The organism is Methylobacterium ajmalii, assembly GCF_036448855.1.
Taxonomy (GTDB): Bacteria; Pseudomonadota; Alphaproteobacteria; order Rhizobiales; family Beijerinckiaceae; genus Methylobacterium; species Methylobacterium ajmalii.
On sequence record NZ_JAZFXT010000028.1, the window covers coordinates 149693 to 176427 of the forward strand.

Annotated in this window: 24 protein-coding genes; 17 read left to right on the top strand and 7 right to left on the bottom strand. The window is 72.9% G+C overall.

Annotation, left to right across the window (positions count from 1 at the left end):
• Positions 1 to 96 precede the first annotated feature (96 nt).
• Positions 97 to 3318, top strand: a complete 3222-nt coding sequence (locus V3T34_RS14170) for an error-prone DNA polymerase (protein WP_305076906.1) — start codon at positions 97 to 99, stop codon at positions 3316 to 3318.
• Positions 3319 to 3332: 14 nt separating this feature from the next.
• Entirely contained in the window at positions 3333 to 3488 is a 156-nt protein-coding gene (locus V3T34_RS14175; RefSeq protein ID WP_167543915.1) for a hypothetical protein, read from the top strand.
• Positions 3489 to 3685: 197 nt separating this feature from the next.
• Here the strand turns inward: V3T34_RS14175 and V3T34_RS14180 are convergent, their stop codons facing one another.
• The gene (locus V3T34_RS14180) at positions 3686 to 4096 is read right to left on the bottom strand and encodes a tellurite resistance TerB family protein (RefSeq protein ID WP_236044353.1); all 411 of its coding nucleotides are present in this window, start codon (positions 4094 to 4096) and stop codon (positions 3686 to 3688) included.
• Positions 4097 to 4689: 593 nt separating this feature from the next.
• On the opposite strand from V3T34_RS14180, the gene msuE reads away from it, so the two are divergent.
• From msuE to ssuD, 5 genes are all read left to right on the top strand, one after another.
• Positions 4690 to 5271 carry an FMN reductase gene (gene msuE / locus V3T34_RS14185; protein ID WP_060846929.1) on the top strand — a complete coding sequence of 194 codons (582 nt, stop codon included), beginning with the start codon at positions 4690 to 4692 and terminating at the stop codon, positions 5269 to 5271.
• Positions 5268 to 6224, top strand: a complete 957-nt coding sequence (locus V3T34_RS14190; RefSeq protein ID WP_305076905.1) for an aliphatic sulfonate ABC transporter substrate-binding protein — start codon at positions 5268 to 5270, stop codon at positions 6222 to 6224. Before msuE ends, V3T34_RS14190 begins: the two co-directional genes overlap by 4 nt.
• A gap of 7 nt (positions 6225 to 6231) precedes the next feature.
• Positions 6232 to 7032: an ABC transporter permease subunit gene (locus tag V3T34_RS14195; protein ID WP_305076904.1), complete on the top strand. Its 801-nt coding sequence runs from the start codon at positions 6232 to 6234 to the stop codon at positions 7030 to 7032.
• 43 nt (positions 7033 to 7075) lie between these two features.
• Positions 7076 to 7906 (top strand): ATP-binding cassette domain-containing protein, encoded by an 831-nt coding sequence (locus tag V3T34_RS14200; protein WP_305076903.1) that lies wholly within the window; start codon positions 7076 to 7078, stop codon positions 7904 to 7906.
• A 272-nt stretch (positions 7907 to 8178) separates the two neighbouring features.
• Positions 8179 to 9342, top strand: a complete 1164-nt coding sequence (gene ssuD / locus V3T34_RS14205; protein ID WP_060846925.1) for an FMNH2-dependent alkanesulfonate monooxygenase — start codon at positions 8179 to 8181, stop codon at positions 9340 to 9342.
• Between the two features lie 111 nt (positions 9343 to 9453).
• Here the strand turns inward: ssuD and V3T34_RS14210 are convergent, their stop codons facing one another.
• Positions 9454 to 10131 (bottom strand): GntR family transcriptional regulator, encoded by a 678-nt coding sequence (locus V3T34_RS14210; protein WP_091881519.1) that lies wholly within the window; start codon positions 10129 to 10131, stop codon positions 9454 to 9456.
• Between the two features lie 131 nt (positions 10132 to 10262).
• Here V3T34_RS14210 and V3T34_RS14215 point away from each other — a divergent pair, with 131 nt between their 5' ends.
• From V3T34_RS14215 to V3T34_RS14225, 3 genes are all read left to right on the top strand, one after another.
• Positions 10263 to 11678 carry an FAD-binding oxidoreductase gene (locus V3T34_RS14215; protein ID WP_305079042.1) on the top strand — a complete coding sequence of 472 codons (1416 nt, stop codon included), beginning with the start codon at positions 10263 to 10265 and terminating at the stop codon, positions 11676 to 11678.
• 73 nt (positions 11679 to 11751) lie between these two features.
• Entirely contained in the window at positions 11752 to 13092 is a 1341-nt protein-coding gene (locus V3T34_RS14220; protein ID WP_060846922.1) for an MFS transporter, read from the top strand.
• Positions 13089 to 13961 carry an isocitrate lyase/PEP mutase family protein gene (locus V3T34_RS14225; RefSeq protein WP_060846921.1) on the top strand — a complete coding sequence of 291 codons (873 nt, stop codon included), beginning with the start codon at positions 13089 to 13091 and terminating at the stop codon, positions 13959 to 13961. Before V3T34_RS14220 ends, V3T34_RS14225 begins: the two co-directional genes overlap by 4 nt.
• Positions 13962 to 14228: 267 nt before the next feature.
• On the opposite strand, the gene V3T34_RS14230 is transcribed toward V3T34_RS14225, so the two are convergent.
• Together V3T34_RS14230 and V3T34_RS14235 are read right to left on the bottom strand one after the other, a co-directional pair.
• Positions 14229 to 15188: a D-2-hydroxyacid dehydrogenase gene (locus V3T34_RS14230; RefSeq protein WP_305079041.1), complete on the bottom strand. Its 960-nt coding sequence runs from the start codon at positions 15186 to 15188 to the stop codon at positions 14229 to 14231.
• A gap of 173 nt (positions 15189 to 15361) precedes the next feature.
• Positions 15362 to 15631, bottom strand: coding sequence for a hypothetical protein (locus tag V3T34_RS14235; protein ID WP_060846919.1), 270 nt, complete (start codon positions 15629 to 15631; stop codon positions 15362 to 15364).
• Positions 15632 to 15794: 163 nt separating this feature from the next.
• Between V3T34_RS14235 and V3T34_RS14240 the strand changes: the two genes are divergently transcribed.
• From V3T34_RS14240 to V3T34_RS14250, 3 genes are read left to right on the top strand one after another with little or no spacing between them, the layout of a single operon-like run.
• Positions 15795 to 16304, top strand: a complete 510-nt coding sequence (locus V3T34_RS14240) for a (2Fe-2S)-binding protein (protein WP_305079040.1) — start codon at positions 15795 to 15797, stop codon at positions 16302 to 16304.
• Positions 16301 to 17356 carry an FAD binding domain-containing protein gene (locus V3T34_RS14245; RefSeq protein WP_305079039.1) on the top strand — a complete coding sequence of 352 codons (1056 nt, stop codon included), beginning with the start codon at positions 16301 to 16303 and terminating at the stop codon, positions 17354 to 17356. The genes V3T34_RS14240 and V3T34_RS14245 overlap by 4 nt, the downstream gene beginning before the upstream one ends.
• The gene (locus V3T34_RS14250; RefSeq protein ID WP_305079038.1) at positions 17349 to 19586 is read left to right on the top strand and encodes a xanthine dehydrogenase family protein molybdopterin-binding subunit; all 2238 of its coding nucleotides are present in this window, start codon (positions 17349 to 17351) and stop codon (positions 19584 to 19586) included. Before V3T34_RS14245 ends, V3T34_RS14250 begins: the two co-directional genes overlap by 8 nt.
• Positions 19587 to 19678: 92 nt before the next feature.
• Here the strand turns inward: V3T34_RS14250 and V3T34_RS14255 are convergent, their stop codons facing one another.
• Positions 19679 to 20887, bottom strand: a complete 1209-nt coding sequence (locus V3T34_RS14255; protein WP_305079037.1) for a Zn-dependent hydrolase — start codon at positions 20885 to 20887, stop codon at positions 19679 to 19681.
• Between the two features lie 234 nt (positions 20888 to 21121).
• On the opposite strand from V3T34_RS14255, the gene V3T34_RS14260 reads away from it, so the two are divergent.
• Positions 21122 to 21571 (top strand): hypothetical protein, encoded by a 450-nt coding sequence (locus V3T34_RS14260; protein WP_305079036.1) that lies wholly within the window; start codon positions 21122 to 21124, stop codon positions 21569 to 21571.
• Positions 21572 to 21795: 224 nt separating this feature from the next.
• Here V3T34_RS14260 and V3T34_RS14265 read toward each other — a convergent pair whose 3' ends face one another.
• Together V3T34_RS14265 and V3T34_RS14270 are read right to left on the bottom strand one after the other, a co-directional pair.
• Entirely contained in the window at positions 21796 to 22029 is a 234-nt protein-coding gene (locus V3T34_RS14265; protein ID WP_060846912.1) for a DUF2171 domain-containing protein, read from the bottom strand.
• Between the two features lie 96 nt (positions 22030 to 22125).
• The gene (locus tag V3T34_RS14270; protein ID WP_305079035.1) at positions 22126 to 23709 is read right to left on the bottom strand and encodes an aldehyde dehydrogenase (NADP(+)); all 1584 of its coding nucleotides are present in this window, start codon (positions 23707 to 23709) and stop codon (positions 22126 to 22128) included.
• 219 nt (positions 23710 to 23928) lie between these two features.
• On the opposite strand from V3T34_RS14270, the gene larC reads away from it, so the two are divergent.
• The 3 genes from larC to larB are packed head-to-tail and all read left to right on the top strand — an operon-like array spanning position 23929 to position 26725.
• A complete protein-coding gene (gene larC, locus V3T34_RS14275) occupies positions 23929 to 25230 on the top strand; it encodes a nickel pincer cofactor biosynthesis protein LarC (protein WP_305079034.1) in 1302 nt (433 codons plus the stop codon).
• The gene (larE, locus tag V3T34_RS14280) at positions 25227 to 26051 is read left to right on the top strand and encodes an ATP-dependent sacrificial sulfur transferase LarE (protein ID WP_305079033.1); all 825 of its coding nucleotides are present in this window, start codon (positions 25227 to 25229) and stop codon (positions 26049 to 26051) included. Before larC ends, larE begins: the two co-directional genes overlap by 4 nt.
• On the top strand, positions 26048 to 26725 hold the full coding sequence (gene larB / locus V3T34_RS14285) for a nickel pincer cofactor biosynthesis protein LarB (protein WP_060846908.1): 678 nt from the start codon (positions 26048 to 26050) through the stop codon (positions 26723 to 26725). The genes larE and larB overlap by 4 nt, the downstream gene beginning before the upstream one ends.
• Positions 26726 to 26735 lie beyond the last annotated feature (10 nt).

The window sequence follows — 26735 nt, forward strand, 5'->3', positions numbered from 1 at the left end:
CCTTCGAGGCTCCCTGACGGTCGCACCTCGGGATGAGGTCGCGGGTGGGACGGGACATGCCGACGGTGCCGTCGTCGGCAGCCGGTCGCGCCCCCGATGACCGTCGAGCTCCAGGTCACCACCCATTACTCGTTCCTGCGCGGCGCCTCCTCGCCCGAGGAGCTGTTCGCGGCCGCCGCCCTCCTGGGCATCCGGGCGCTCGCCGTCACCGACCGCAACTCGCTCGCCGGGCTGGTGCGGGCGCATGCGGCCGCGCGCACCACCGGCTGCCGGCTCGTCGTCGGCTGCCGGCTCGATCTCGCGGAAGGCTGGAGCCTGCTCGTCTACCCGACCGACCGGGCGGCCTATGGCCGGCTCTGCCGGCTCCTCACCCTCGGGCGCTCGCGCGAGCGCGCGCCCCGCGGCGGTTGCCACCTGACAACCGCCGACGTGGCGGAGTGGAGCCGGGGCCTGCTCGCGGTGCTGCCGGCCGACCGCGCCGACGAGACCCTGACGGAGCGCCTGCGCCTGCTGAAGGCGATCTTCGGAAAAGACCTGTCCTGCGGCCTGTCGCGCCGCTTCGGCGTCAACGACCACCTGCGGCTCGCCGAGATCGCCGGCCTCGCCCGGGCGGCGCGGGTGCCGACCGTCGCCCTCGGCGACGTGCTCTACCACGTCCCGGAGCGGCGGATGATGCAGGACGTGGTCACCTGTATCCGCCTCAAGACCACGATCGAGGCGGCGGGCTTTGCCCGCGAGCGCCATGCCGGGCGCCACCTGCACGAGCCCGACGAGACCGCGCGCCTGTTCGCCCGCCACCCGGAGGCGCTGGCCCGGGCCGTCGCAATCGCCGAAGCCTGCCGCTTCTCCCTCGACGAGCTGACCTACACCTACCCGGACGAGGCCGGCGAGGACGGCCGGCCGGCCCAGGTGCGGCTGGCCGCCATGACCTGGGAGGGGGCGGCGAAGCGCTTCCCGGCCGGGGTGCCGGAAGCGGTCCGCAAGCAGCTCGCGGACGAGCTCGATCTCGTCGCCAAGAAGCAATACGCGCCGTACTTCCTCACCGTCGAGGCGATCGTCCGCTACGCCCGCTCCCAGGGCATCCTGTGCCAGGGCCGCGGCTCGGCGGCGAATTCGGCGATCTGCTACTGCCTGCACATCACCGCCATCGACCCCGTCGACCAGGGCCTGCTCTTCGCCCGCTTCATCAACGAGACCCGCGACGAGCCCCCCGACATCGACGTCGATTTCGAGCACGAGCGCCGGGAGGAGGTGATCCAATGGATCTACGCCACCTACGGCCGCGCGCGCGCCGCGCTCACCGCCACGGTGATCCGCTACGGCGCCCGCGGCGCGGTGCGGGAGGTCGGCAAGGTGCTGGGCGTGCCCGAGGACGTCACCGGCGCGCTCGCCCGCCTGGTCTGGGGCTGGTCGCGCGACGGCGTCGGCGAGCGCGAGGCCAAGGCGCTCGGCCTCGACCTCTCACAGCGCCGCTTGCGCCTGACTCTGGAGATCGCCCGGGCGCTGATCGGCACGCCGCGCCATTTCGGCCAGCATCCGGGCGGATTCGTCCTCACCCTCGACCGGCTCGACGACCTCTGCCCGGTGGTCCCGGCCCGGATGGAGAACCGCCAGATCATCGAATGGGACAAGGACGACATCGAGACCCTGCGCTTCATGAAGGTCGACGTGCTTGGGCTGGGCATGCTCGGCTGCCTGCGCCGGGCCTTCACGCTGCTCGCCGAGCACCGGCCCGAGACCAGTCCGCCGCGGGAGATCGCCGACATCCCGCCGGACGATCGTAAGACCTACGAGATGATCCAGAAGGCCGACACGATCGGGGTGTTCCAGATCGAGAGCCGGGCCCAGATGGCGATGCTGCCGCGGATGCAGCCCAAGGACCTCTACGACCTCACCATCGAGGTCGCGATCGTGCGGCCGGGCCCGATCCAGGGCGACATGGTCCACCCCTATCTGCGTCGGCGTCGCGGGATCGACCCGGTCACCTACCCGACCGAGGCCCTGAAGGCGGTGCTGAAGCGGACCCTCGGCGTGCCGCTGTTCCAGGAGCAGGCGATGCAGGTCGCGATCGTCGCCGCCGGCTTCAGCCCCGCCGAGGCCGACGGCCTGCGCCGCGCCATGGGCACCTTCAAGGGCGACGGCACCATCACCCTCTACGAGGAGAAGCTCGTCGGCGGCATGATCGCCAACGGCTACGACCCGGATTTCGCCGCCCGCACCTACCGCCAGCTCGAGGGCTTCGGCTCCTACGGCTTCCCGGAGAGCCACGCCGCCTCCTTCGCCCTCATCGCCTACGCCTCGTCCTGGCTGAAGTGCAACCATCCCGACGTGTTCGCTTGCGCCCTCCTCAACGCCCAGCCGATGGGGTTCTACGCCCCGGCCCAGATCGTGCGCGACGCGCGCGCCCACGACGTCGAGATCCGGCCGATCGACGTCAACGCCTCGCGCTGGGACTGCACCCTGGAGCCGGCCGGGGAGGGGAGGCTGGCGGTGCGTCTCGGTTTGCGTCTGGTCCGGGGCCTGGGGAACCAGGACGGTGCCCGGATCGCCACCGTGCGGGAGGTCGACCTGTTTCGCTCGGTCGAGGACTTGTGGCGCCGGGCCGGGCTGTCGCTGAAGGGCCTGCGGAGCCTGGCCGCGGCGGATGCCTTCGCGGGCCTCGGCCTCGATCGCCGCGCCGCCCTGTGGGCGATCCGCGGCCTCGCGCCCGAGCCGCTGCCGCTCTTCGCGGCGGCCGACCGGCGCGAGGCCGCGCCGCTCCCCGAGATCGCCGAGCCGCCGGTGCGCCTGATCCCCCTGGGGGAGGGGGCCGCCGTGGTGGCGGATTACCGGGCCTCGGGCCTCAGCCTCGGCCGCCACCCGCTCGCCTTCCTGCGAATGGGCCTGTCGCGCGATGGCGTTTCGGCCTGCGCGGCGCTCCGCCGGCTGCGCGACGGCGCCCGGGTGACCGTGGCGGGGCTGGTGCTGGTGCGCCAGAAGCCGGGCTCGGCCAAGGGCGTGATGTTCATCACGCTGGAGGACGAGACCGACACCGCCAACCTGGTGATCTGGCCGTCCCTGTTCACCCGCCAGCGCACCCTGATCCTCCAGGCCGGCCTGATGGCCGCCCGCGGCCGGGTGCAGCGCGAGGGCGAGGTGATCCACCTCGTCGCCGAGCATCTGATCGACCGCTCGGACCTGCTCGCCCGCGTGGCCGAGGACGCGCCGGGCGAGCCCCTGGCGGTCGATGGCGGCCGGGGGGACGAGGCGCGGCGCGGCGGTGCCGATGCCCGGGGTGCGGCCCGGCCGCTGCGGGTCGGGAGCCGGGATTTCCGGTGAGGGAGGGGCGAGTCATGCGCTCGATGCCCTCGCGCCGCATCGCAAGCGATCAATCGCGACCTTCTCTACTTTTCCATCAGGCCATCCGCAAAAAAAATCATCGCAAAATCAAGCGCGGGATTTTCTCTCCCGAGGGGCAGGGCCATCGCATGTCGGCGAAGGTCATCTGAGTATGCTGGATCGCTGTTGGCACGGCGCATCCATCGAGCAGCCTCCCCGGTCGGAGAGGCCGCTGTCTGGCGTCATCCGCAGTGCGGATCGGATCGCAGCCGATCGCGATGCGATTGCCCTGCCCGCGGAGGGGGACGGGGAAGCCCGCGTTTATCTTGTGAGCCGAGCGGATCGGAGCACGCCCGGCCGCCTCGCCTCACCGGTCCAGCACCGCCCGGTCGTTCTTCGCCACCAGGGCCTTGAAGTACGGGGTCAGCTCCTGCTCCGACAGGCCGAAGGCCTCGGCGAACTGCATGATGAGGCGCTGCTCGCCCGGCTCGGCTTCGCCGTCCGCCATGGCGCTGTCGATCATGTTGAGGACGATGCAGAGCCGCTGGTCCGGGCGCAGGCGGGGCGCCGCGTCGGCCAGGAACTGCGCCGGCTGGGTGGCGCGGGCGTAGCGGACGGCGGATTCGAGGTGCTGGCGCGTCGTGTGGCGGCCGAGCACGGACATCAGGTGGCCGACCTCCTCCGGGTCGATCTCGCCGTCCGAACCCATGCAGTAGATCAGCGAGACCGCGAGGCAGGTCCGCGGCGTGAGGTCGAGCGAGGTCTGCGACTTGAACATGTTGAACATCGTCGGGGGCCCCTGGCAAGGTGCTCTGCAAGATGCCGAAACGGATTGTCCGCGACGATCCGTCAGCACGGGCGGTCGATTACCCCAATGATGCGCCGATGTCGATCATCGTAACCCATGTCGAGGCGGAGTATTTTTACATCGCCCGGTATTCTTTTTATCGGCACACACTCCCATATAGCGGCTCTCGACTGCCATGCACGTTCGCAGGTCGGATTTAATCCCGATCCTGCGCTCGATTCGTGGCGGCCGGGCCGGCCTCGCTGCCCGGTTCCGGCGAGCCCGTAGATCCGGTCCCATGGATCCGGATCCGAGTTCCGCCCGGCCGGCGCAGCGCTGCGCGCCCGTCCGGTCGAGGGAGACGGTCGGACCCGGTGTGCGGCGTCATCGTTCCAGGTTTCGAGCATCGGGAAATCGTATTTTCTCAAATATCTCGCCTTTATGGCAATAAATACTCCCTCAATACATTCATTTGAAATTCCATTTCGTTGACTGATCTTGGGGGCGGCGGCATCGTAGAGGCATCAGCACGGGGGTTGGACGCCCCGGCCGTGCCGCCCTCCTCGAGCATCGGATGGACCTCCATGACGCGCCTGCGCCTCGTCGGCTTCTCCGCCAACATCCAGCGGCCCTCGAAGACCCGCACCCTGGTCGAGGCGATCGCCGCCGAGGCCGCCGTGCGGGTGCCGGTCGACGTGCGGATCTTCGATCTGGTCGATGCCGGCCCGGGCCTCGGGGGAGCCTTCTCCCGCGACCAGCTCTCGCTGCCGGCCCGGCGCATCGTCGAGGCGGTGGAGGAGGCCGACGCCCTCGTGGTCGGCACCCCCGTCTACAAGGGCGCCTATACGGGCCTGTTCAAGCACCTGTTCGACCTCGTCTCGCCCGAGGCGCTCGCCGGCAAGCCGGTGGCCCTCGCCGCCACCGGCGGCGGGTCGCGCCACGCGCTGGTGGTCGAGCATTCCCTGCGCCCGCTCTTCGGCTTCTTCACCGCGTTGACCGTCCCGACGGCGGTCTACGCCTCCGATCCCGACTTCCGCGACGGCGGCCTCGACTCCGTGGTGATCCGCCAGCGGGTGGCGGAGGCCGGCGCCCAGCTCGCGGCGCTGGCCGGCGCCCGGGCCGCCGAGGCCGCCCCCCTCGCTCGCGTCGCCGGAGGTGCCCGGTGATCGACCGTCGCACGCTGCTGGCGGCGGCGCTCGCCGGCGTCGCCCTGCCGGCTCCCTCGCCGGCCTCGGCCGCCGGCGCCGACACCCTGCGCATCGGCTACCAGAAGAACGGCATCCTGGTCGTCGCCAAGCAGCAAGGGTCGATCGAGGCGGCGCTCAAGCCCCTCGGCGTCGGGGTGACCTGGGTCGAGTTCTCGTTCGGCCCGCCGCTCCTCGAGGCGATCAGCCTGGGGGCCCTCGATCTCGGCCAGACCGGGGACGCGCCGCCGGTCTTCGCGCAGGCCGCCGGGTCGCCCCTCGTCTACGTGGCGGCCCAGGAGGCGGCGGGCTCGGGCGCGGCGGTGCTGGTCCAGAAGGATTCGCCCATCCGTACCCTGGCGGATCTGAGGGGCAAGCGCGTCGCCTTCGCCAAGGCGTCGAGCGCCCACAATCTCACCATCGCTGCGCTGGAGAAGGCGGGGCTGACCTACCGCGACATCGAGCCGGTGACGCTCGCCCCGGCCGATGCGGCCGCCGCCTTCGCCCGCGGCAGCGTCGATGCCTGGACGATCTGGGACCCGTACTTCGCCATCGCGGAGATGCAGCCGACGACCCGGGTGCTGGCGCTCGCCACCGACATCGCCAAGCCCAACAACTTCTTCCTCGCCCACAGGACCGTCGCGACCGAGCGCGCCCCGGTGCTCGACGCGGCGCTCGAGGCGCTGTCCGGCGTGGCGCGCTGGTGCGAGGCCAACCGCGGCGAGGTGGCCGCCCTCCTCTCCAGGGGTACCGGCGTGCCGCTCACCGCGACCCGCCGGGCGGTGGACCGCACCGACTACGTCATCGGCCCGATGACCCCGAGCGCCATCGCCGAGCAGCAGCGCGTCGCCGACCGCTTCCACGCCCTCGGCCTGATCCCGCGGCCGATCCGGATCGCCGACGCGCTCCGCACGCCCGCCTCCCAGAACGGCTGATCCTCCCATGTCCGCGATCTCCCGGCCCGCCCTCCCTTCCCCCGCCTCGGTCGCGCGCCGCCTCGCCCCCTGGCTGCTCCCGGCCGCGATCCTCCTCGGCTGGCAGGCCGCCGGCTCGGCCGGGCTGGTCTCGACCCGGCTGATGCCGGCTCCCCTCGACGTGGCGGCGGCCGGCTGGCGGCTGGCCGAGACCGGCGAACTCTGGACCAATCTCGGCGTCAGCTTCCTGCGGGCGGCGAGCGGCTTCCTCATCGGCGGCGGCATCGGCTTTTTCCTCGGGCTCGCCAACGGGCTGTCGCGCCTCTCCGACAGCCTCACCGACACCACCGTGCAGATGATCCGCAACATCCCGCACCTGTCGCTGATCCCGCTCGTCATCCTGTGGTTCGGCATCGGCGAGGAGGCCAAGCTCTTCCTGGTGGCGCTCGGCGTGTTCTTCCCGATCTACGCCAACACCCTGCACGGCATCCGCTCGGTCGATCCGCAGCTGGTCGAGATGGGCCGGATCTACGGCATGTCGCGGCCCGAGCTCTTCTGGCGCGTGGTGCTGCCCGGCGCCCTGCCGTCGGTCTTCGTGGGGCTGCGCTACGCGCTCGGCATCATGTGGCTGACGCTCATCGTCGCCGAGACGATCTCGGCCTCCTCCGGGCTCGGCTACATGGCGATGCAGGCGCGCGAGTTCATGCTGGTCGACGTCGTGGTGCTGGCGATCCTGATCTACGCGCTGCTCGGCAAGGTCGCCGACCTGGCGACCCGCCGGCTCGAGCGCGCCTGCCTCGCCTGGAACCCCGCCTACCGCGCCGCCTGACCCCCCGCCCGCGTCCAGAATCTCCGCACCAGGATCTTCCCACATGTTCGCCAGCACCCTGCGCCGGTTCGAGGGCGCCCCCGCCGCCCGTGCGAACCTGCGCCGCGAGGCCATCGACCGCGAGATCGCCCGCGACCGGGCCGCTCCCGGCCTCGGCCTCACCCTGCGCGGCCTCTCCAAGAGCTTCGACGGCGGCAAGCCGGTCATCGACGGGCTCGACCTGCACATCCCGGCGGGCCAGTTCGTCGCCGTGGTCGGGCGCTCGGGCTGCGGCAAGTCCACCCTGCTGCGCCTGATCCTCGGCCTCGAGGCGCCGAGCGCCGGCCGCGTCGCGGTCGAGGACAGCCCGCGCGGCGACGCCCCGCGCCGGATCATGTTCCAGGAGCCGCGCCTCCTGCCCTGGGCCAGCGTCCTCGACAACGTCGCGGTCGGCCTGCGCGGCGGCACGGCGGCGGAGCGGCGTGCCCGCGCCGCATCGGCGCTCGCGGAGGTCGGCCTCGCCGAGAAGGCGGAGCAGTGGCCCGCCACCCTCTCGGGCGGCCAGCGCCAGCGGGTGGCCCTCGCCCGCGCCCTCGTCAGCCGTCCGGGGCTGCTCGCCCTCGACGAGCCCCTCGGGGCCCTCGACGCGCTCACCCGCATCGACATGCAGGCGATGATCGAGCGGATCTGGCGTGCGCAGGGCTTCACGGCCCTCCTCGTCACCCATGACGTCGCCGAGGCGGTGGCGCTCGCCGACCGCATCCTCGTCGTCGAATCCGGCCGCATCGCCCTCGACGTGGCGGTGCCGGTGCCCCGCCCGCGCCGCCGCGGCGACCCGGAGCTGGCGGCCCTCGAAGGCCGCATCCTCGACCACCTGCTGGATGGGCGGGGTTGACGGATCGTTCGGAGAACAATCGGACGAAACGCCCGCTTCGCCCCACCCGCAACCTCATCTTGAGGTGTCGGCGATCATAGATCGCACACGATCGCAGATCGACTGACCTCGAGGGAGGGCTCCAGCTAGCCCTGAGACTTCTGGAGCCCTCCTTCGAGGCTCCCTGCGGTCGTGTGCGATCTATGATCGCCGACACCTCAGGATGAGGCCGCGGGTGGGAAAACTCGATCACTGCCGCCGAACAGGCGCTCCTCTTTCCCGGAGTCTTCCCCATGACCGGCCAGACCGACGTCCTCTGGTTCCTGCCCACCCATGGCGACGGCCGCTATCTCGGCGCCCAGGAAGGCGCGCGCGCCGTCTCGCTGCCCTACCTGCGCCAGATCGCCCAGGCCGCGGACGAGCTCGGCTATTACGGGGTGCTGCTGCCGACCGGGCGCTCGTGCGAGGATTCCTGGGTCGTCGCCTCGGCGCTGGCACCGCTCACGCAGCGCCTGCGCTTCCTGGTGGCGGTGCGGCCGGGCCTGCAATTGCCCTCGACCGCCGCCCGCATGGCCGCCACCCTCGACCGGATCTCGGACGGGCGGCTCCTCATCAACGTGGTCACGGGCGGCGACCCCGTGGAGCTGCGCGGCGACGGCGTCTTTCTCGGCCACGACGAGCGCTACGCGGTGACCGACGAGTTCCTGCGGGTCTGGCGCGCGCTCCTCTCCGGCGAGACCGTGACCTACCGGGGCGAGCACCTGCAGGTCGAGGACGGCCGGCTGATCTTCCCGCCGGTGCAGACACCCTACCCGCCGCTCTATTTCGGCGGCTCGTCGCCGGCCGGGATCGAGGTCGCGGCCGACCATTGCGACGTCTACCTGACCTGGGGCGAGCCCCCGGCCGGCGTGGCGGAAAAGATCGCCCGGGCCCGCGAGGCGGCCGACAAGCGCGGAAAGACCTTCTCGTACGGCATCCGCCTGCACGTCATCGTGCGCGAGACCGAATCCGCGGCCTGGGAGGCGGCCGAGTCGCTGATCTCGCGCCTCGACGACGCCACCATCGCCAAGGCGCAGGCGACCCTGGCGCGCCAGGATTCCGTCGGCCAGAGCCGGATGATGCAGCTTCACGGCGGCCGGCGCGACAAGCTCGTGGTCTCGCCGAACCTCTGGGCCGGCGTCGGCTTGGTGCGGGGCGGGGCGGGCACCGCGCTCGTCGGCTCGCCCGACCAGGTCGCCGACCGGATGAAGGAATACATCGATCTCGGCATCGACCGCTTCATCCTCTCCGGCTACCCGCACCTGGAGGAGGCCTACCGCTTCGCCGAGCTTGTCTTCCCCAAGCTCCCCTTGCGCAGCACCACCGGCCGGGCGGCGACCAATGCCCGCAACGACGGCCCGTTCGGCGAGGTGATCGCCAACGACATCGTGCCGACCCGGGGCGTCTCGGCGCATTGAGGGTGGTTCACGGCCCGCTCCGCCCGGAGCGGGCCGCCGCGACCGACGCCCCGATTCGGCACCCGGGAATTCGGCGCCAAACTCCCGGCACGCGCAGGCCCGCCCGGCCCCCTACCCGGCGCGCACCCGGATCGCCTCGCGATACACCGCGGCGGAGCGCAGGATGTGGCGGCTCAGGATCGCCAGCAGGGCCTCCGCCTCGCCCGCCGCGAAATGCCCGATCATCGCCGCGTGCTCGGAGAACGAGGTGTCCTGCTCGTGCAGGCGCGGCACCGAGAGATGGGCGCGCAACGCCGCCACCTGCCAGGCGATGGATTCGTAGGCCTTCGCCAGGTAGCCGTTGCCGCACTGGCCCAGGAAGCTGGCGTGGAATACGGTGTCGGCCCGGGCATAGGCGCGGCCGTCGCCGGCCCGGCGCGCCTGCTCCATCGCCGCGTGGGCCGCCCGCAGGCCTGCGAGCGCCGCTTCCGGCGCGACCGCGAGGCTGAGTCGGACCGCCTCGCTCTCGAGCATCAGCCGGAACGCCGCGAGCTGGTCGACGTCGTCGGGCGAGGGGTCGAACACGAAGGTGCCCTTCTTGGGCACGATCACCACCAGCCCCTGCGCCTGGAGGCGCGTCAGCGCCTCGCGCATCGGCGTGCGGCTCACCCCCATGGCGAGGCCGACGCCGTCCTCCGGCAGGGCCTGGCCGAAGGCGAGTTCCGCGTTCACGATGGCGTCGCGGATGCGCTCCTCGACCGCGGCGGAGAGCGATTTCGGAACCTTGAGATCGAGCTGGATCGACGGCATGCCGGCTTATCGCACAGGCCCATCCCGTCCGCGACCGGCACATCTGTTGTATCCAAGGTACGATAGACTTGATTGCCGCTCGTGATTGCGGCACGCTCCCGGGCAACGATCGAATCGCCGGGAGGGGCGTCATGGAAGGAAGCATCGCGGCCCGTCCGCTCCGGGCCGGCCTGCCGGATGGGCTGGCGCAGACGCTCGCCGACCTCCTCGGCGACCGCTTCACCCGCGGCCTGCCCGAGCGCGAGCATCACGGCCGCGGCGAGTCCTATCACCCGACGCGGCCGCCCGACGCGGTCTGCTACGCCCTCACGACGGACGAGGTGTCGGCCATCGTGCGCGCCTGCGCGGGCCACCACGTTCCGGTCATCCCGTTCGGCGGCGGCACCTCGCTGGAGGGCCACGTCGCGGCGCTCCACGGCGGCGTCTGCCTCGATCTGAGCCGGATGACCCGCATCGCCGCGGTGCGGGCCGACGACCTCGACGCGACGGTGGAGGCCGGGGTCACGCGCCAGCAGCTCAACGCGCATCTGCGCGACACTGGCCTGTTCTTTCCCGTCGATCCCGGCGGCGAGAGCACGCTGGGCGGCATGGCGGCGACCCGGGCGTCCGGCACCAACGCGGTGCGCTACGGCACGATGAAGGACAACGTCGTGTCCCTCACCGCCGTGATGGCGGACGGCACGGTGATCCGCACCGGCTCGCGGGCACGCAAATCCTCGGCGGGCTACGACCTGACCCGGCTGCTGGTCGGATCGGAGGGCACGCTCGGCATCGTCACCGAATTGACGGTGCGGCTCCACGGCATCCCGGAGGCGGTCGCGGCCTCGGTCTGCGCCTTTCCGAGCGTCGAGGCGGCGGTGGCGACCGTGGTCGAGATCGTCCAGTGCGGGGTGCCGATCGCCCGGGTCGAGCTTCTCGATCCGGTCACCATCGCGGCGGTGAACCGCCATTCGGGCACCGCGCTCACCGAGGCGCCGACCCTGTTCATGGAGTTCCACGGCACGGCGGCCGGCACCGCCGAGCAGATGGCGCTTGTCGGCGCGCTCGCCGAGGGCAACGGGGCGCTCGGCTTCGAGACCGCCGCCGATGCCGACGCCCGGGCGCGGCTGTGGCGGGCGCGCCACGACGTGCACTACGCGGTCCAGGCCCTGCGCCCCAACGGTCGGGTCTGGAGCACCGACGTCTGCGTGCCGATCGCCAGCCTGCCGCGCTGTCTCGCCGAGACCCGGGCCGACATCGCCGGCGCCTCGTTCCCGATCACCACGGTCGGCCATGTCGGCGACGGCAACTTCCATCTCGGCCTGATCGTCGATCCGTCGAGCGAGGCGGAGCTGGCGGAGGCCGCGGCGCTCAACGACCGGCTGGTGCGCCGCGCCATCGCCATGGACGGCACCTGCACCGGCGAGCACGGCATCGGCTCCGGCAAGGTCAAGTTCATGGACCTCGAGCACGGCGCGGCGATCGGGGTGATGCGGGCGATCAAGCAGGCGCTCGATCCGCTCGGCATCCTCAATCCAGGCAAGGTGCTGCCGGACGAAGCGGACTGAGCGCCGCCACGACAGCCGCGACGACCAAGAATCACAGCCAAGAAACACCACGACAAACGAAGGGGAACGCCCGATGACACCTGCCGTCGCCTCACCGCCGTCGGACACCGAGGCCGCCGTCGCCACCGCCCGGCGGCGCCTGGTGCCGTTCCTGGTGCTGATGTACCTGCTGGCCTATCTCGACCGCGCCAACGTGGCATACGCCAAGCAGGCGCTCCAGCTCTCGACCGGGATCTCGGAGGCGGCCTTCGCCTTCGCGGCGGGCATCTTCTTCATCGGCTACGCGGTGTTCGAGTTGCCGAGCAACCTGATCCTGCACCGGGTCGGGGCGCGGGTCTGGCTGTCGCGCATCATGGTGACCTGGGGCCTGCTCGCCGCCGCCATGGCCTTCGTGCAGGGCGACACCTCGTTCGCGCTGCTGCGGGTGCTGCTCGGAATCGCTGAGGCCGGCTTCTTCCCCGGCGTGCTGCTCTACCTGACCTACTGGTTCCCGGCGAAGGAGCGGGCCCAGATCCTCGGCCTGTTCTACCTGAGCCAGCCGCTCTGCTTCATCCTCGGCGGGCCGATCTCGGGCCTCCTCCTCGACATGCACGGCGCCTTCGGGCTGACCGGCTGGCAGCTGATGTTCCTGGTCGAGGGCCTGGCCGCCTCGCTCGTCGGCGTGTGGGCCTACTTCTACCTCACCGACCGGCCGCGCGACGCCGCCTGGATGCCGGCCCGCCAGCAGGCGGCGCTCGAGGCCTCGATCGCCACCGAGAACGCCGCCAAGTCGGCGCACGGCGCGGTCCATCTCGGTGCGATCTTCCGCAACCCGCTGCTGGCGCATTTCGCGCTCACCTACTTCTCGATCGCGATCTGCGGCTACGGCATCGCCTTCTACCTGCCGGCGCAGGTGAGCGCGCTGCTCGGCACCAAGATCGGCCTCGGCGTGACCCTCGTCACCAGCATCCCGTGGCTCTGCGCCTTCGCGGTCAGCGCGTTCTGGCCGGGCCTCGCCCAGCGCAGCGGGCGCCGGCGGACCTTCGCGGTCGTCTCGCTCCTCTGCGCCGGCCTCGGCATGATCGCGTCCGGCTACCTACCGCCGCTGGTCGCCGTGGTGGCGCTCTGCGTCTCGGTCGCCGGGCTGATCAGCGCCCAGCCGATCTTCTGGACCTTCCCGATGGGGTATTTCGGCGGCGCCGCGGCGGCCGGCGGCATCGCGGTCATCAACGCGATCGGCAATCTCGGCGGCTTCGTGGCCCCGAACCTCAAGGTCGCGGCCGAGGGCTGGGCCGGCACCGGCCTCGCCGGCCTGTGGGTGATCGGCGGCGGCGCGCTCCTCGCCTCGCTCCTCGTCGCGCTGATCCCGGCCCGGGCCGAGCTCAGGGACGAGGCCCGCACCGACGCCGTCGCCTCGAAGGGCGCCCTGGCATGACGGCCCGCACGAGCCCCGCCGCCCGGCTGCGCGCCGGGATGGCGGAGGGGATCGTCATGGCGCCGGGCGCGGCCGACGCCCTGACGGCCCGCCTCGTCGAGCGGGCCGGCTTCCCGGCGGTCTACATGACGGGCTTCGGCGCCACGGCTGCCCGGCTCGGCCTGCCCGATCTCGGCCTGATGTCGCAGACCGAGATGACCGAGCACGCCCGGATCATGACCCGGGCGGTGACCATCCCGGTCGTCGCCGACGCCGATACCGGCTATGGCGGGCCGGCCAACCTCCACCGCACGGTGCGCGAATACGTCCAGGCCGGGGTGGCGGCGATCCACCTGGAGGATCAGGTCGCGCCAAAGCGCTGCGGCCAGCTCGCCGGCATCCGCCTCGTCGACGCCGAGGAGAACGCCCGCCGTCTCGCCTGCGCCCTCGAGGCGCGGGGCGAGGACGACCTCCTGGTCATCGGCCGCACCGACGCGCTGCCGGCGATGGGCCTCGACGAGGCGGTCCGCCGGGCCGCCCTCTACGCGCAGGCGGGGGTGGACCTCGTCTTCGTCGACGGGGTCAAGCGCGTCGCCGAGGTCGAGGCGATCGCCCGCGCCGTGCCGGGGCCGAAGGTGGTGTCGATCGTCGACGGCACCGAGGCGGTGGCGCTGACGGCCGCCGACCTCCAGGGGATGGGCTTCAGCCTCGCCTTCTACGCGCTGAGCGCCCTGTTCTCCGCCGTACGGGCGATGGAGGAGACCCTGGCGGCGCTCCGGCGCGACGGCACGCCGAGCGGTCGCGCCGACGCCATGACGAGCTACGGCGCCTTCGCGGATCTGGTCGATCTCGCCGGGCACCAGGCGCGGGCGGACCGGTTCGGGGGTTGAAGGGGAGCCGGGGATGTCTCCGTCTCGACGCAAGTCGTCGAACCGTTCTCTCCCGTTCCCAGGCTGGAAAGAGCGGGGCCGCCTTGGGTGATGACGCGGCGCGCGTCCCCTCTCCCGAGGGGCAGGGCCGCCGCATCCAGGCGAAGTCCGTACGGGTGCGCTGGCTCGCCGGCGGTACCCCGGTTGCGCACGAGGGTGTGCTGGAGATCGGCGGGATCGAGGAGGCGCGGGGTCCGGCAGAGGCAATCGTGCCGGGGCTGCCCCCCCTCACACCACCGGGTTCACCAGTTCCTCCCCCCGCCGCAGCCGCCCGAGATTCTCGATGAGCAGGGCGATCACCCGGCCCTCGTAGAGGCTCGTCTCGCCGGCGCTGTGGGGCGTGACGATCACGTTCGGCATTCGCCAGAACGGCGCGTCGGCCGGCAGCGGCTCATCGTGGAAGCAATCGAGGCCGGCGCCGGCGATCCGGCCCTCGGTCAGTGCGCGGGCGAGCGCGTCCTGGTCGACCACCCGGCCGCGGGCGACGTTGATGAGCAGCGCGCCCGTCTTCATCGCCGCCAGCGCGGCTTCGTCGATGAGGTTCTCGGTCTCCGGCGTCAGCGGGCAGGCGAGCGCCACCACGTCGGCCTCTTTCAAGGCCGCGTGCAGCCGGTCCGGAGAAAAGACCGCCTCGACCGGGTCGCCCGCCTCGAGCGGGCGGCGGCGCAGGCCGATCACCCGCATGTCGAAGGCCTGGCCCAGCCGGGCGATGCGGGTGCCGATGCGCCCGAGCCCGATCACCAGCAGCGTCCGGCCGCCGAGTTCCTGCTCGCGCCGAGCCGGATCGGCAATCATCGGCCGCCAGGTCGCGGCGGCCTGGTTGCGCAGGGCTTCCGGCAGGCGGCGGGTGAGGCCGAGCATCAGCGCGAGCGCATGCTCGGCCACCGCGCGCTCGTTGCCGCCCTGCGCGCTGGCGAGGCGGATGCCGCGCGCGCGCAAGGCGTCCTTCGGGAACTGGTCGGTGCCGGCGCTGACCGACTGGATGAAGCGCAGGCGCGGCGCCCGCTCCAGGAGGGCGTGCCGCCACAGGCCCGAGACCACCAGCACCTCGGCCTGCGCCACCGCCTCGTCCAGTGCCGCGGCGTCGCGCACCTCGACGAAGGGCCCGGACGCGCCCGCCGCCCGGTAGGCATCGCCGAGGCGATAGGCGGCGTGGGCAAGGACGATCGGGCTGGCGGGGACGGTCATCGGCGGGCGGCTCGCGATCTCGCTGGGAAGGCTCGGAGTTCACACCGGGGCCGGATCCGAGGCAAGGCATGACGCCACGCATGCAAGAAGGCCCGCCCCCGCTTGCGCGGGGACGGGCCTCACGGCTCGCGAGAGCGGGCTCCCGAACGGGGCGGAACGGGAGTCCGGCTCGATCAGCGGCCGTAGACGTACGGGGCGGCCGGGGCGTAGCCCGGGGGCACCTCGCGAACGAGCACGCCGCGGTCGTCGCGCGGGTAGACGACGACGCTGCCGGTGCTGTCGACGGACGGGACGCCGCCCGGGGCGCCATAGGCGCGCTCGATGCCGCCGAGCGGGCCGCCGGCCTGCGAGCCGGAGCGGTTGTAGGGCGAGCCGCCCTGGGCGAAGGCGGGGGCGGCGGCGACGGTCAGCAGGGCAGCCGCGAGGGCGAGACGGGTCTTCATGTCGGTACCTATCAGTCAAAGGGGACCGCTGAGCGGTTTCGCAGCGTCAACCGTCGTGCCGGCAAAAGGTTCGCTGCGACATGTGCGCTGCCGCACGCGGCCGCATCTAGGCGGTCCGGCCACCCGGATTAGTTTGGAGCCCGTCTAGCCTGGAGGCCGACGCATGAGCTTCGACATCGTCCTGACGGTGAACGGCACGCGGCGCACGATCCCGATACCGGATCCCCGCGTCACCCTGCTCGACCTGCTGCGCGAGAGCCTGCACCTGACCGGCGCCAAGAAGGGCTGCGACCGCGGCCAGTGCGGCGCCTGCACGGTGCTGGTCGACGGCCGGCGGATCAATTCCTGCCTGGCGCTGGCGGCCAGCCTCGACGGGGCCGAGATCCTGACCATCGAGGGATTGGCCGAGGGCGACCGCCTGCACCCGGTGCAGGAGGCCTTCATCGCCCATGACGGGTTCCAGTGCGGCTTCTGCACCCCGGGCCAGATCATGAGCGCGGTCGGGCTGATCCGCGAGGCCCAGGCCGGCGACGACCCCGAGCGAGTGCGCGAGGCGATGAGCGGCAACCTGTGCCGCTGCGGCGCCTATGCGGGCATCACCGAGGCGGTGCTGGAGGCCCAGAAGGCCTTGAGCCAGAACGCCCCCACCACCCGGCAGGGAGAGGCGGCATGATCCCGTTCGAGTACGTCCGCGCCACCGACGTGGCCGAGGCGGTCGCGGCCGGGGCCGCGCCCGGCGCGGCCTATCTCGCCGCCGGCACCAACCTCCTCGACCTGATGAAGGGCGGCGTTGCCCGCCCGACCCGCCTCGTCGACATCACCCGGCTGCCCGGCCTCGCGGCGGTCGAACGACGGGACGACGGCGGCTTGCGCATCGGCGCGCTCGCCCGCAACAGCGACCTCGCGCACGATCCCGCCTTCGCCGAGGCCTATCCCGCGGTGGCCGAGGCTCTGCTCTCCGGCGCCTCGGCGCAGCTGCGCAACGCGGCGACGGCGGCCGGCAACGTGATGCAGCGCACCCGCTGCGCCTACTTCACCGACCCGGGCAGCGCCTGCAACAAGCGCCGGCCCGGCAGCGGCTGCGACGCCATCGGCGGCGAGACCCGGCTCCACGCGATCCTCGGCTGGACCGAGGCCTGCATCGCCACCCACCCGTCGGATTTCTGCGTGCCCCTCGTCGCCCTCGACGCCGGCGTCGAGATCGCCGGGCCCGCCGGCACCCGCCTGGTGCCGCTCGAATCCTTCCACCGCCTGCCCGGCACCACGCCGGAGCGCGAGACGGTGCTGGAGCCCGGCGAGCTGATCACCGCGCTCGTCCTGCCGCCGGAGGCTGCCGCCTTCGCCGGCCACAGCCGCTACCTCAAGGTCCGCGACCGCACCTCCTACGCCTTCGCGGTGGTCTCGGCAGCGGCGGCCCTGCGGCTCGAGGGCGGCCGCATCGCCGAGGCGCGGCTGGCCCTCGGCGGCGTCGCGCTCAAGCCCTGGCGGTCCAGGGACGCGGAAGGCCTGCTCGCCGGCCGCGCGCCGGACGCGGCCGCCTTCCGGGAGGCGGCGGACGCCGCGCTGGCCGGGGCAAGACCCTCCGGCGACAACGCCTTCAAGATCGAGCTTTCTCGCCGCCTCGCGGTGCGGGCGCTGACCGCCGCCGCCGCCGGCACGCCCGCGCGCCTGCCCGCGCTGCCGGGTTCCGTCCTCGCCCCCGCCCCGGAGGCCGCGCATGTCTGAGACCGCTCTTCGCCCGATCCGCCACGGCTCGAATCTCGGCCAGCCCCTCACCCGCCGGGACGGCATCCTGAAGGTGACGGGCGCCGCTCCCTACGCCGCCGACCGCCACCCGCCCGGGATGCTCTATGCCGTGATGGCGGTGAGCCGCATCGCCCGCGGCCGGGTCACCCGCCTCGACGTCGCGGCGGCGCAGGGCCATCCCGGCGTCGTCGCCGTGATGACGCCGCAGAACAAGCCGGCGCTGGCCCAGCACCCCGACGAGAAGCACGACGGCTTCACCTTCCGGCTCGACCTCCTCCAGGACGACCGGGTGCGCTATGCCAACCAGCCCGTCGCGGTGGTGATCGCCGAGACCCTGGAGGCCGCCACCGAGGGCGCCGCCCTGCTCGATCCGGCCTACGAGGTCGAGGCGCCCGCGGTCGGCCTCGACGGGGCGGAGCCCTACACGCCAGAGGCGATCGGCGTCGGCGACCCGGCCGACATGGAGACCGGCGACGTCGCGGCCGGCCTCGCCGCGGCGGCGCGCACCGTCGCGGCGATCTACGAGACGCCCGCCCAGTACCACAACGCGATGGAGCCCCACGCCGTCGTCGCCACCTGGGACGGCGACCGGCTCGACCTCGACATGCCCTCGCAGGGACTGGCGATGGCGCAAGCGCGCATCGCCGGCCTGTTCGGCATCCCGCCCGCGAACATCCACATCCGCAGCCCGTTCCTCGGCGGCGGCTTCGGCTCGAAGGGGATGATCGCCGGGCCCCAGGTGCTCGGCATCATGGCGGCCCGCCTCGTCGGCCGGCCGGTGAAGCTCGTGATGAGCCGGCCGCAGATGTTCGGCCCGGTCGGCCACCGCGCCCCGACCCGCCAGACCCTGCGTCTCGGCGCGGCGGAGGACGGGGGCCTGACCGCCCTCGATCACGAGACGCTCACGGCGACGAGCACCTTCGACGACTTCGTCGAGCCGAGCGGCGGCGTCTCGCACACGCTCTACGCCGCCCCGGCGCTCGCCACCCGCCACCGGGCGGTGCGGCTCGATACCGGCACGCCGCTCTTCATGCGTGCGCCCGGCGAGGCCTCGGGCAGCGCGGCGCTGGAGGCCGCGATCGACGAGATGGCCGAGGCCTGCGGCATGGACCCGCTGGACTTCCGCCTGCGCAACTACGCCGAGACCGAGCCGGCCTCCGGCAAGCCCTTTTCCTCGAAGGCGCTGCGGGCGTGCTACGCCCAGGGCGCGGCGGCGTTCGGGTGGAGCAAGCGCCCGCTAGCGCCGCGGCAGATGCGCAATGCCGACGGGCTGCTGGTCGGCTGGGGCGTCGGCACCGCCACCTTCCCGGCGCTGATGTTCCAGGCCGAGGCGGTGGCGGTGGTGAGGGCCACCGGCGCGGCCTCGGTGGCGATCGGCGCCATCGACATGGGGCAGGGGGCCTGGACCGCGCTCGCCCAGATCGCCGCGGAAGAGCTCGGCCTTCCCATCGACGCGATCGACTTCCGCATCGGCTCCTCGGACCTGCCGAACGGCGGCATCGCCGGCGGCTCGGCCCACACCGCCACCGCCGGCACGGCGATCAAGGCGGCGGCAACGGATGCGATCGCGCAGCTGACGGCGCTCGCGACGCAGGACCAGCGCTCGCCCCTCTACGGCGCCGGCAATGCCGGGGTGATCGCCCGGGACGGCCGCCTGGTGCGGCGCGACGACGAGACCCGGTCCGAGAGCTTCGCCGACATCCTGACCCGGGCCGGCAAGGACGCCGTGGAGGGCAAGGGCGCGGCCGGGCCCGACGCGGCGCGGGAGCACTACGCCATGCACGCCCACGGTGCGGTCTTCGCCGAGGTGACGGTCGATCCCGATCTCGGCCAGATCCGGGCGACGCGCCTCGTCGGCGCCTTCGCGGCCGGGCGGATCATCAACCCGCGGCTGGTGCGCAGCCAGTATTACGGCGGGATGATCTGGGGCGTCTCCTTCGCCCTGCACGAGCAGGCGGTGATGGACCCCCGCACCGGCCGGCCGATGAACGCCAACTTCGCCGAGTACCACGTGCCGGTGAATGCCGACGTGCCCTCGCTCGAGGCGATCCTGGTCGAGGAGGAGGATCCCCACGTCAACCCGCTCGGCATCAAGGGGGTGGGCGAGATCGGCGTGACGGGAAGTGCCGGGGCGATCGTCAACGCGATCTGGCACGCGACCGGCAAGCGGGTGAGGACGCTGCCGGTGACGCTGGACAAGCTGCTGTAGGGCCCCCTTCGGCGAAGCGGGGTCCGGTTCGTCGAAAGAAGACGCGATCGGGCGCCGCTCCGGGGAACCGGCGGCGACCCGATCGGCGGCGATCACGCGCCGGCGGCCAGCACCCGCTCGGCCGCCGCCCCGAGCACCCGCACGCCGAGCGCCAGGTCCTCCTCCCGGGTGTCCTCGCTCCAGTGATGGCTGATGCCGCCGATCGAGGGCACGAACAGCATCGCGGCGGGCATCACCTTGGCGACGTTCTGGGCGTCGTGGCCGGCGCCCGAGGGCATCGCCTGCCAGCCGCCCGGGCACAGGACCTCGGCGGCCTGCGACAGGGCGTCCATCAGTCCGGGATCGCACAGGGCCGGGCTGTTGCGGGAGATCTCCTCCAGGGTCGCCGTGCAGCGCTCGCGCCGGTTGCTCTCGCGGATCAGCGCCCGCAGCGTCGCCTCCATCCGCTCCAGCACCGGCACCGACACGTCGCGGAACTGGAAGAGAATCTCGGCCCGGCCCGGGATGATGCTCGGCGCGCCGGGATCGAGGGTGATGCGCCCGGTGGTCCAGGTGCTGCGCTCGCCGCAGATCCGTGGAAACGCCTCGTCGATGGCCGAGAGCAGGCGCACGGCGGCGAGCCCCGCGTCGCGCCGCTCCGCCATCGTGGTGCCGCCGGCATGGTCCTGCGCGCCCTCGATCACGATCCGGAACTGCCAGATCGCCACGATGCCGGTGACGACGCCGAGGCGCAAACCGGCCGCTTCGAGCTGCGTGCCCTGCTCGATATGCATCTCGAGGAAGCCGCGGTAGCGCCCGGCCTCCAGCTGCATCCGCGGCAGTCCGGCGAGGCCGGCCGCCTGCAGCGCCTCGCGCAGGGGCGTGCCGTCGGTGCTGTTGCGGCTTTCGTCGATCGCCGCCTCGGTGACCTCGCCGATGGCGGAGCGGCTGCCGAGGAAGCCGACGTCGAAATGCCCCTCCTCGTCGGCGAAGGCGCAGACGTCGACCGGCAGCCCGGCCCGGGCGAGCGCGATCCCCGCCACGACGCCGAGCGCCCCGTCGAGCCAGCCGGCCTCGTTCTGGCTCTCGATGTGGCTGCCGACGAGGAGATGCGGCCCCGCGCCGGGATGGCGCCCGAGCACGGTGCCGACCCCGTCGATGGTGGGAGCGAGCCCGCATTCCTCCAGCCGTCGCATCAGCCAGCGCCGGGATTCCATGTCCTGCGGCGAGTAGGTCGGACGGTGCACGCCGGTGCGGAAGCGGCCGATCGCCCGCAACGCGTGGAGGTCCTCGAGAAAGGCCCGGGTGTCGATCTCCGCCATGGTCCTCGCCGTCCTCGCCGGGGCTCGCGCCGCGCCGAAGGGAACGACGCGGCGCGGGATGGAGCACGATCCGTACCACGGGAGTGTTCAAGATATAACAAACTGGGACCTGACCTGCCCGCCTCGCGTGCCTGCAGGCTGGATAAACGGGCCGGAGCGGTGCGGTTCAGCCGCCCGCCGCCACGAACGGGGCGGGGCGATCATTCAGGGTACACACAGAAAGGTACTTTCAGGATGAGCAAGCCATTCGGTCTGGCGGCGGCCGCCCTCGTGCTCGCCGCCCTCTCGATCGCACCGGCCTCGGCGCACGGCCGTCACCACGACCACCATCATGGCCGTCACCCTCATGGGCATCATCATGGGCATGAAGGCCGGCATGGGCATCACGGCTGGGACGGATGGCACCGGCACGGGGATCGACACGGGGGCGGTCCGCGGATCTACGTCGACCGGCGTCCCGTCGTCGTGCGGGGTGGGGCCCGGCCCGTCTTCATCGATCGGCGCCCGATCTATGATCGGCGCCCGATCCTGGTCGACAGCGGGCCGCGCCGCGTCGTGGTGGCGGGAGGCTACCCGGCCTACGCGCCCCGCCCCGGCTACGGCTGCTCGACCCGGCAGCGGGTCGGCCTGACGGAGTGGGGGATGCGCAAGGTCGTGACCACCCGGACCTGCATCGTTCCGTAAAAGTCCCGCCGCATGAATCGAGGCGGAACCAAGGCTCGACCGCACGGACCTTGGTACCGGGCCCTGATCCGGAACCACGCGACCGCGGACCGGATTTATCCCCGGCAACGCGGCGGCGACGCCACCGCGCGGCACTCGCCCTCCCGGGCGTTTCCTCCCTGGACTTCGGGCCGCCCGACGAGGGCGGCCTTTTTTCGTCGGCGAGGATCGCTCGGGCGCCGCCCTCAGGCCGTCGCCCACTCGTCCTTGGCCTCGGCGGTCGTGCGGTTGAGGCGCACCTGCCCGTCCTCGACGCTGGCGATCGAATCGACGTGGATGAAGTGGTGGTGGCCGCCGGCCTCCGGGTCGGTCTTCGTCAGCTTGATCCGCTGCCCGTCGAGATGATCGATCGTGCCGACATGGCCGCCGTCGGAGCCGACGACGGGCATGTGCTCCTTGATGCGGCTGGTCTCGATCATCGCGTGCTCCTGTGCTGGTGCGGCGATCAACGAGAATACGGGGGGTGAGTTCCAAGCGCTCCGGGAGGCCCCGCGGCCGCCCGGAGCGGGGTGGGATCAGGCCCCCGGCACCACGACCTTGCCGTCCTCGCGGCGCCACAGCTTGAGGGGGTTGCCGGTGCGCAGGGCCGCCGGCAGCAGGGCCTCGGGCAGGTCCTGATAGCTCACCGGGCGCAGGAAGCGGTCGATGGCGAGGCTGCCGACCGAGGTGGTTCGCCCGTCCGAGGTCGCCGGATACGGCCCGCCATGCACCATGGCGTGGCCGACCTCGACGCCGGTACCGAAGCCGTTGACCAGGATGCGCCCGACCCGACGCTCCAGCACCGGCATGAGCGCGCGAGCCGCATCGTGGTCGGCCTCGTCGAGGTGCACGGCCGCGGTCAGCTGGCCCTCCAGCCGCTCCAGCACCGCGCGGATCGTCGCGAGGTCGGGGCAGCGCACGACGAGCGAGGCGGCGCCGAAGACCTCCTCGGCGAGGGTGTGGTCGGCGAGGAAGGCTTGCGCTGTGGTCGAGAACAGGGCCGCCTGGCCCTGGTTCGTGCCGCCGGCGAGTCCGCGCGCCAGCGTGGTCACGGCGGGGTTGGCCTCGAGCGCCGCGACGCCGGCGCAGTAGGCCTTGTGGATGCCGGGCGTCAGCATCGTGGCGGCCTGGATCTCGGCCAGGGCGGCGGAGGCCGCGTCCAGGAAGCTGTCGAGGCCCGGGCCCTCGACCGCCAGGATCAGGCCCGGATTGGTGCAGAACTGGCCCGAGCCGAGGGTGAGCGAGCCGGCGAAGGCCCGGCCGATGTCGCGGCCGCGAGCCTCGAGCGCCGCCGGCAGCAGGACGACCGGGTTGATGCTGCTCATCTCGGCATAGACCGGGATCGGCACGGGGCGGGCGGCGGCGGCCTGCATCAGCGCCACGCCGCCGCGGCGCGAGCCGGTGAAGCCGACCGCGGCGATGCGCGGATCGGCCACCAGCGCCTGGCCGACCGGGATGCCGGCATCGAGCAGCAGCGAGAACACGCCCTCGGGCAGGCCGCATTGCTTCACCGCCGCCTGCACGGCGCGGCCGACGAGTTCGGAGGTCCCGGGATGGGCCGGGTGGGCCTTGGCCACCACCGGGCAGCCGGCGGCGAGCGCGGAGGCCGTGTCGCCGCCCGCCACCGAGAAGGCGAGGGGGAAGTTCGAGGCGCCGAACACCGCGACCGGGCCGACGGCGATCTGGCGCAGGCGCAGGTCGGGGCGCGGCAAGGGCTTGCGCTCGGGTTGCGCCGGGTCGACCCGGGCCTCCAGGAAGCCGCCGTCGCGCACCACCCCGGCGAACATCTTGAGCTGGCCGACGGTGCGGCCGCGCTCGCCCTCGAGCCGGGCGCGGGGCAGGCCGCTCTCGGCCATGCAGCGCACGATCAGCTCGTCGCCGAGGGCGAGGATCGCCTCGGCCACCGCTTCCAGGAAGCGGGCACGGTCCTCCAGCGCGGTCTCGCGGTAGGGGTCGAAGGCCTCGGCCGCGAGGGCGCAGGCCCGGTCCACGTCGGCCGGCGTCGCCGCCGCGAAGGCCGGCTCCAGGCTGTTTCCGGTGGCGGCCTCGACCGCCCGGAAGGTCTCGCCCTCGCCGCGGCGGGAGGCGGCGCCGATCAGGTTCTCTCCGGTGATCCGCATGGGTCGCGTCCTCTCCTGTGATGCGCGACCGCCCGGGCGGTCGGCGTCGTGTCGTTGGTGGGGCTTATGCCCCGGGGCGTGGGGAGGATCCACCGGGGCGGGGCGTGAAAGTCCGGGCGGTCCCCGCTGCGACCGTCTGTCCGGGGCGCTTGCCGTGAGGCCCCGCGGACCGATCTGCCCACGACCGGCGTCAGCTCCGAGGCCGGGACGAAGGACCCGATGCAGATTCATCTCGACGCCGTCGGGGGCGTGGCCGGCGACATGGTCGCGGCGGCGCTCCTCGACGCCTTTCCGGAGCACGAGGCGGGGGTGCGCGAGAGCGTGGCGCGGGCAAGCCGCGGCCGCACCGCCTGCACGCTCCTCGCCCATGGCGACGGCGTGCTCCAGGGCCGTCGCTTCGCCGTCGCCGGCCCCGAGGGCGAGGCGCCCGACCGCCCGGCGGACGACCACGGCCATCACCACCACGATCACCATCATCACGGCGACCACACCGCCCATCACCACCATGACCGTCACCACCATCACGGCGGCGGTCACGCGCACCGGCACTGGTCCGCGATCCGCCGCGACCTGGAGGGGAGCGGGCTGTCTCCCTCGGTGCTCGCCCACACGCTGGCGATCTTCGGGCATCTCGCCGAGGCCGAGGCGCGGGTGCACGGCATCCCGGTCGCGGACGTGGCGTTCCACGAGGTCGGCGCCTGGGATTCGATCGCCGACATCGTGGCGGCGGCGCACCTGATCGATGCGATCGGCGCCACCCGCTGGTCGGTCTCGGCCCTGCCCCTCGGCTCGGGGCGGGTGATGACCCAGCACGGGCCGCTTCCGGTCCCGGCGCCCGCGACCGCGCTCCTGCTCGAAGGCTTCCTCACCCTCGACGACGGCGTGCCGGGCGAGCGGGTGACGCCGACCGGCGCGGCGATCCTGCGCCATCTCTGCGGTGAGCAGCCCAGGAAGAGCGGGCCGCGCCGGCTCCTGCGCAGCGGCCTCGGCTTCGGCACCAAGGTGCTGCCGGGCCTGAGCAACGTGCTGCGGGTGCTGGCCTTCGAGGAGCAGGGCGAGACCGGCTCTCCCGGTCACCGCGAGCTCGGCATCATCGAGTTCGAGGTCGACGACCAGTCGGCCGAGGACCTCGCCATGGGGCTCGACCGGTTGCGGGCGCACGACAAGATCTTCGACGTCGTGCAGATGCCGGTCTTCGGCAAGAAGGGCCGGATGATGACCCATGTCCGGGCGCTCGCCCGGGCCGACGCGATCGAGGAGGCGATCGAGGCCTGCTTTCGCGAGACCACCACGATCGGGCTGCGCCACCACACCGTCTCGGGGGCGGCGCTGACGCGGCGCCTCGACACCGTCGAGGTCGCGGGCCGGACGGTCCGGGTGAAGAGCGTCGCACGGCCGGGCGGGCGGACCGCCAAGGCGGAATCCGACGACGCCCTGGCGACCGAGGGCCACGCCGCCCGCCAGGCCCTGCGCCGCGAGGCCGAGCGCCTGGCCCTCGCACTGCCGGAGGACGGGCGATGAGCGCCACCCTCGCCTCCGTCCTCGACGGGCTCGGGCCGATCGCCGTCGCGGTGAGCGGCGGGGTCGACAGCCTGACGCTGGCGACGATCGCGCATCGCACCAGCCCTGAGCCGCCCCTGATGGTGCACGCCGTCTCCCCGGCCGTGCCCGGCGAGGCGACCGCGCGGGTGCGGGCGGAGGCCGCCCGCGAGGGATGGCGGCTCCGGGTGATCGAGGCCGGCGAGTTCGCCGATCCGGCCTATCGCGAGAATCCGGTCAACCGCTGCTTCTTCTGCAAGACCAACCTCTACGGGGCGATCCGGCGGGTGACCGGGCGCCAGATCGTGTCCGGTGCCAATCTCGACGACCTCGGCGAGTACCGCCCGGGCCTCGACGCCGCCCGCGAGCACGGGGTGCGCCACCCCTTCGTCGAGGCGGGGTTCAGCAAGGCGATGGTGCGGGCGCTCGCCCGCGACCTGGGCCTCGGCGCAGTGGCGGAGCTGCCCTCGGCGCCCTGCCTGTCGAGCCGGGTCGAGACCGGCATCTGGATCGAGCCCGAGACCCTGGCCTTCATCCACGCCGTCGAGCGGCTGGTCGGCGAGGATTTGACGGCGACGGGCGCCGAGAGCGGTCCCAGGAGCGCGGTGCGCTGCCGGGTGCGGGCCGCCGGTATCGTGGTCGAGCTCGATCCCCACAGCCTCGCCGGCCTGCCCGATGCGAGGCGGGCCGATCTCGGCCGCCGCATCGCGGCGCGCGCGCCGGCCCGGCTCGCCGCAGCGCCGGTCTCCTTCGCGCCCTACCGCACCGGCAGCGCCTTCCTGACGGGGGGGCCGGCCCGATGAGCCTTTCCGACGAATTCACCCTCGACTTCGCCCGACCCGAGCGCATCGGCCTCGAGGAGGCGGTATTCGCCGCCGGCAAGTCGCCGGCCCAGATCGACGCCATCCTGGCGGCGGCCGACGAGCGGGGCGCGCGTTTCCTCGTCACCCGCCTCGACCCGGAGCGCCACGCGGCCCTCCGGTACAGGGACCGGCTCGATTACTGCGCGGTCTCGCGTACGGCGTTCTTCGGCGCGGCGCGTCCGGTCGAGGGGCCCGCCCGCATCGCCATCGTGGCGGCCGGCACCTCGGACGTGCCGGTGGCCCGCGAGGCCGAGCGGACGCTGGCCTACCAGGGCCATGCCACCACGCTGATTGCCGATGTCGGGGTCGCCGGCCTGTGGCGGCTGACCCGGCGGGTCGAGGAGATCCGGGCCCATCCGATCGTCATCTGCGCCGCCGGCATGGATGCGGCGCTCCCCAGCGTGCTCGGCGGCCTCGTCGCCGGCGCGGTGATCGCGGTGCCGACCTCGGTCGGCTACGGCGTCGCGGAGGGCGGGCGCGCCGCCCTCGACGCGGTGCTGGCGAGCTGCGCGCCCGGCATCGCGGTCGTCAACATCGACAACGGCTACGGCGCGGCCTGCGCGGCGCTCCGCCTGCTCCACGCGGCGAACCGCCTGACGGAGTCGTCCCGATGAATCCCGCTCA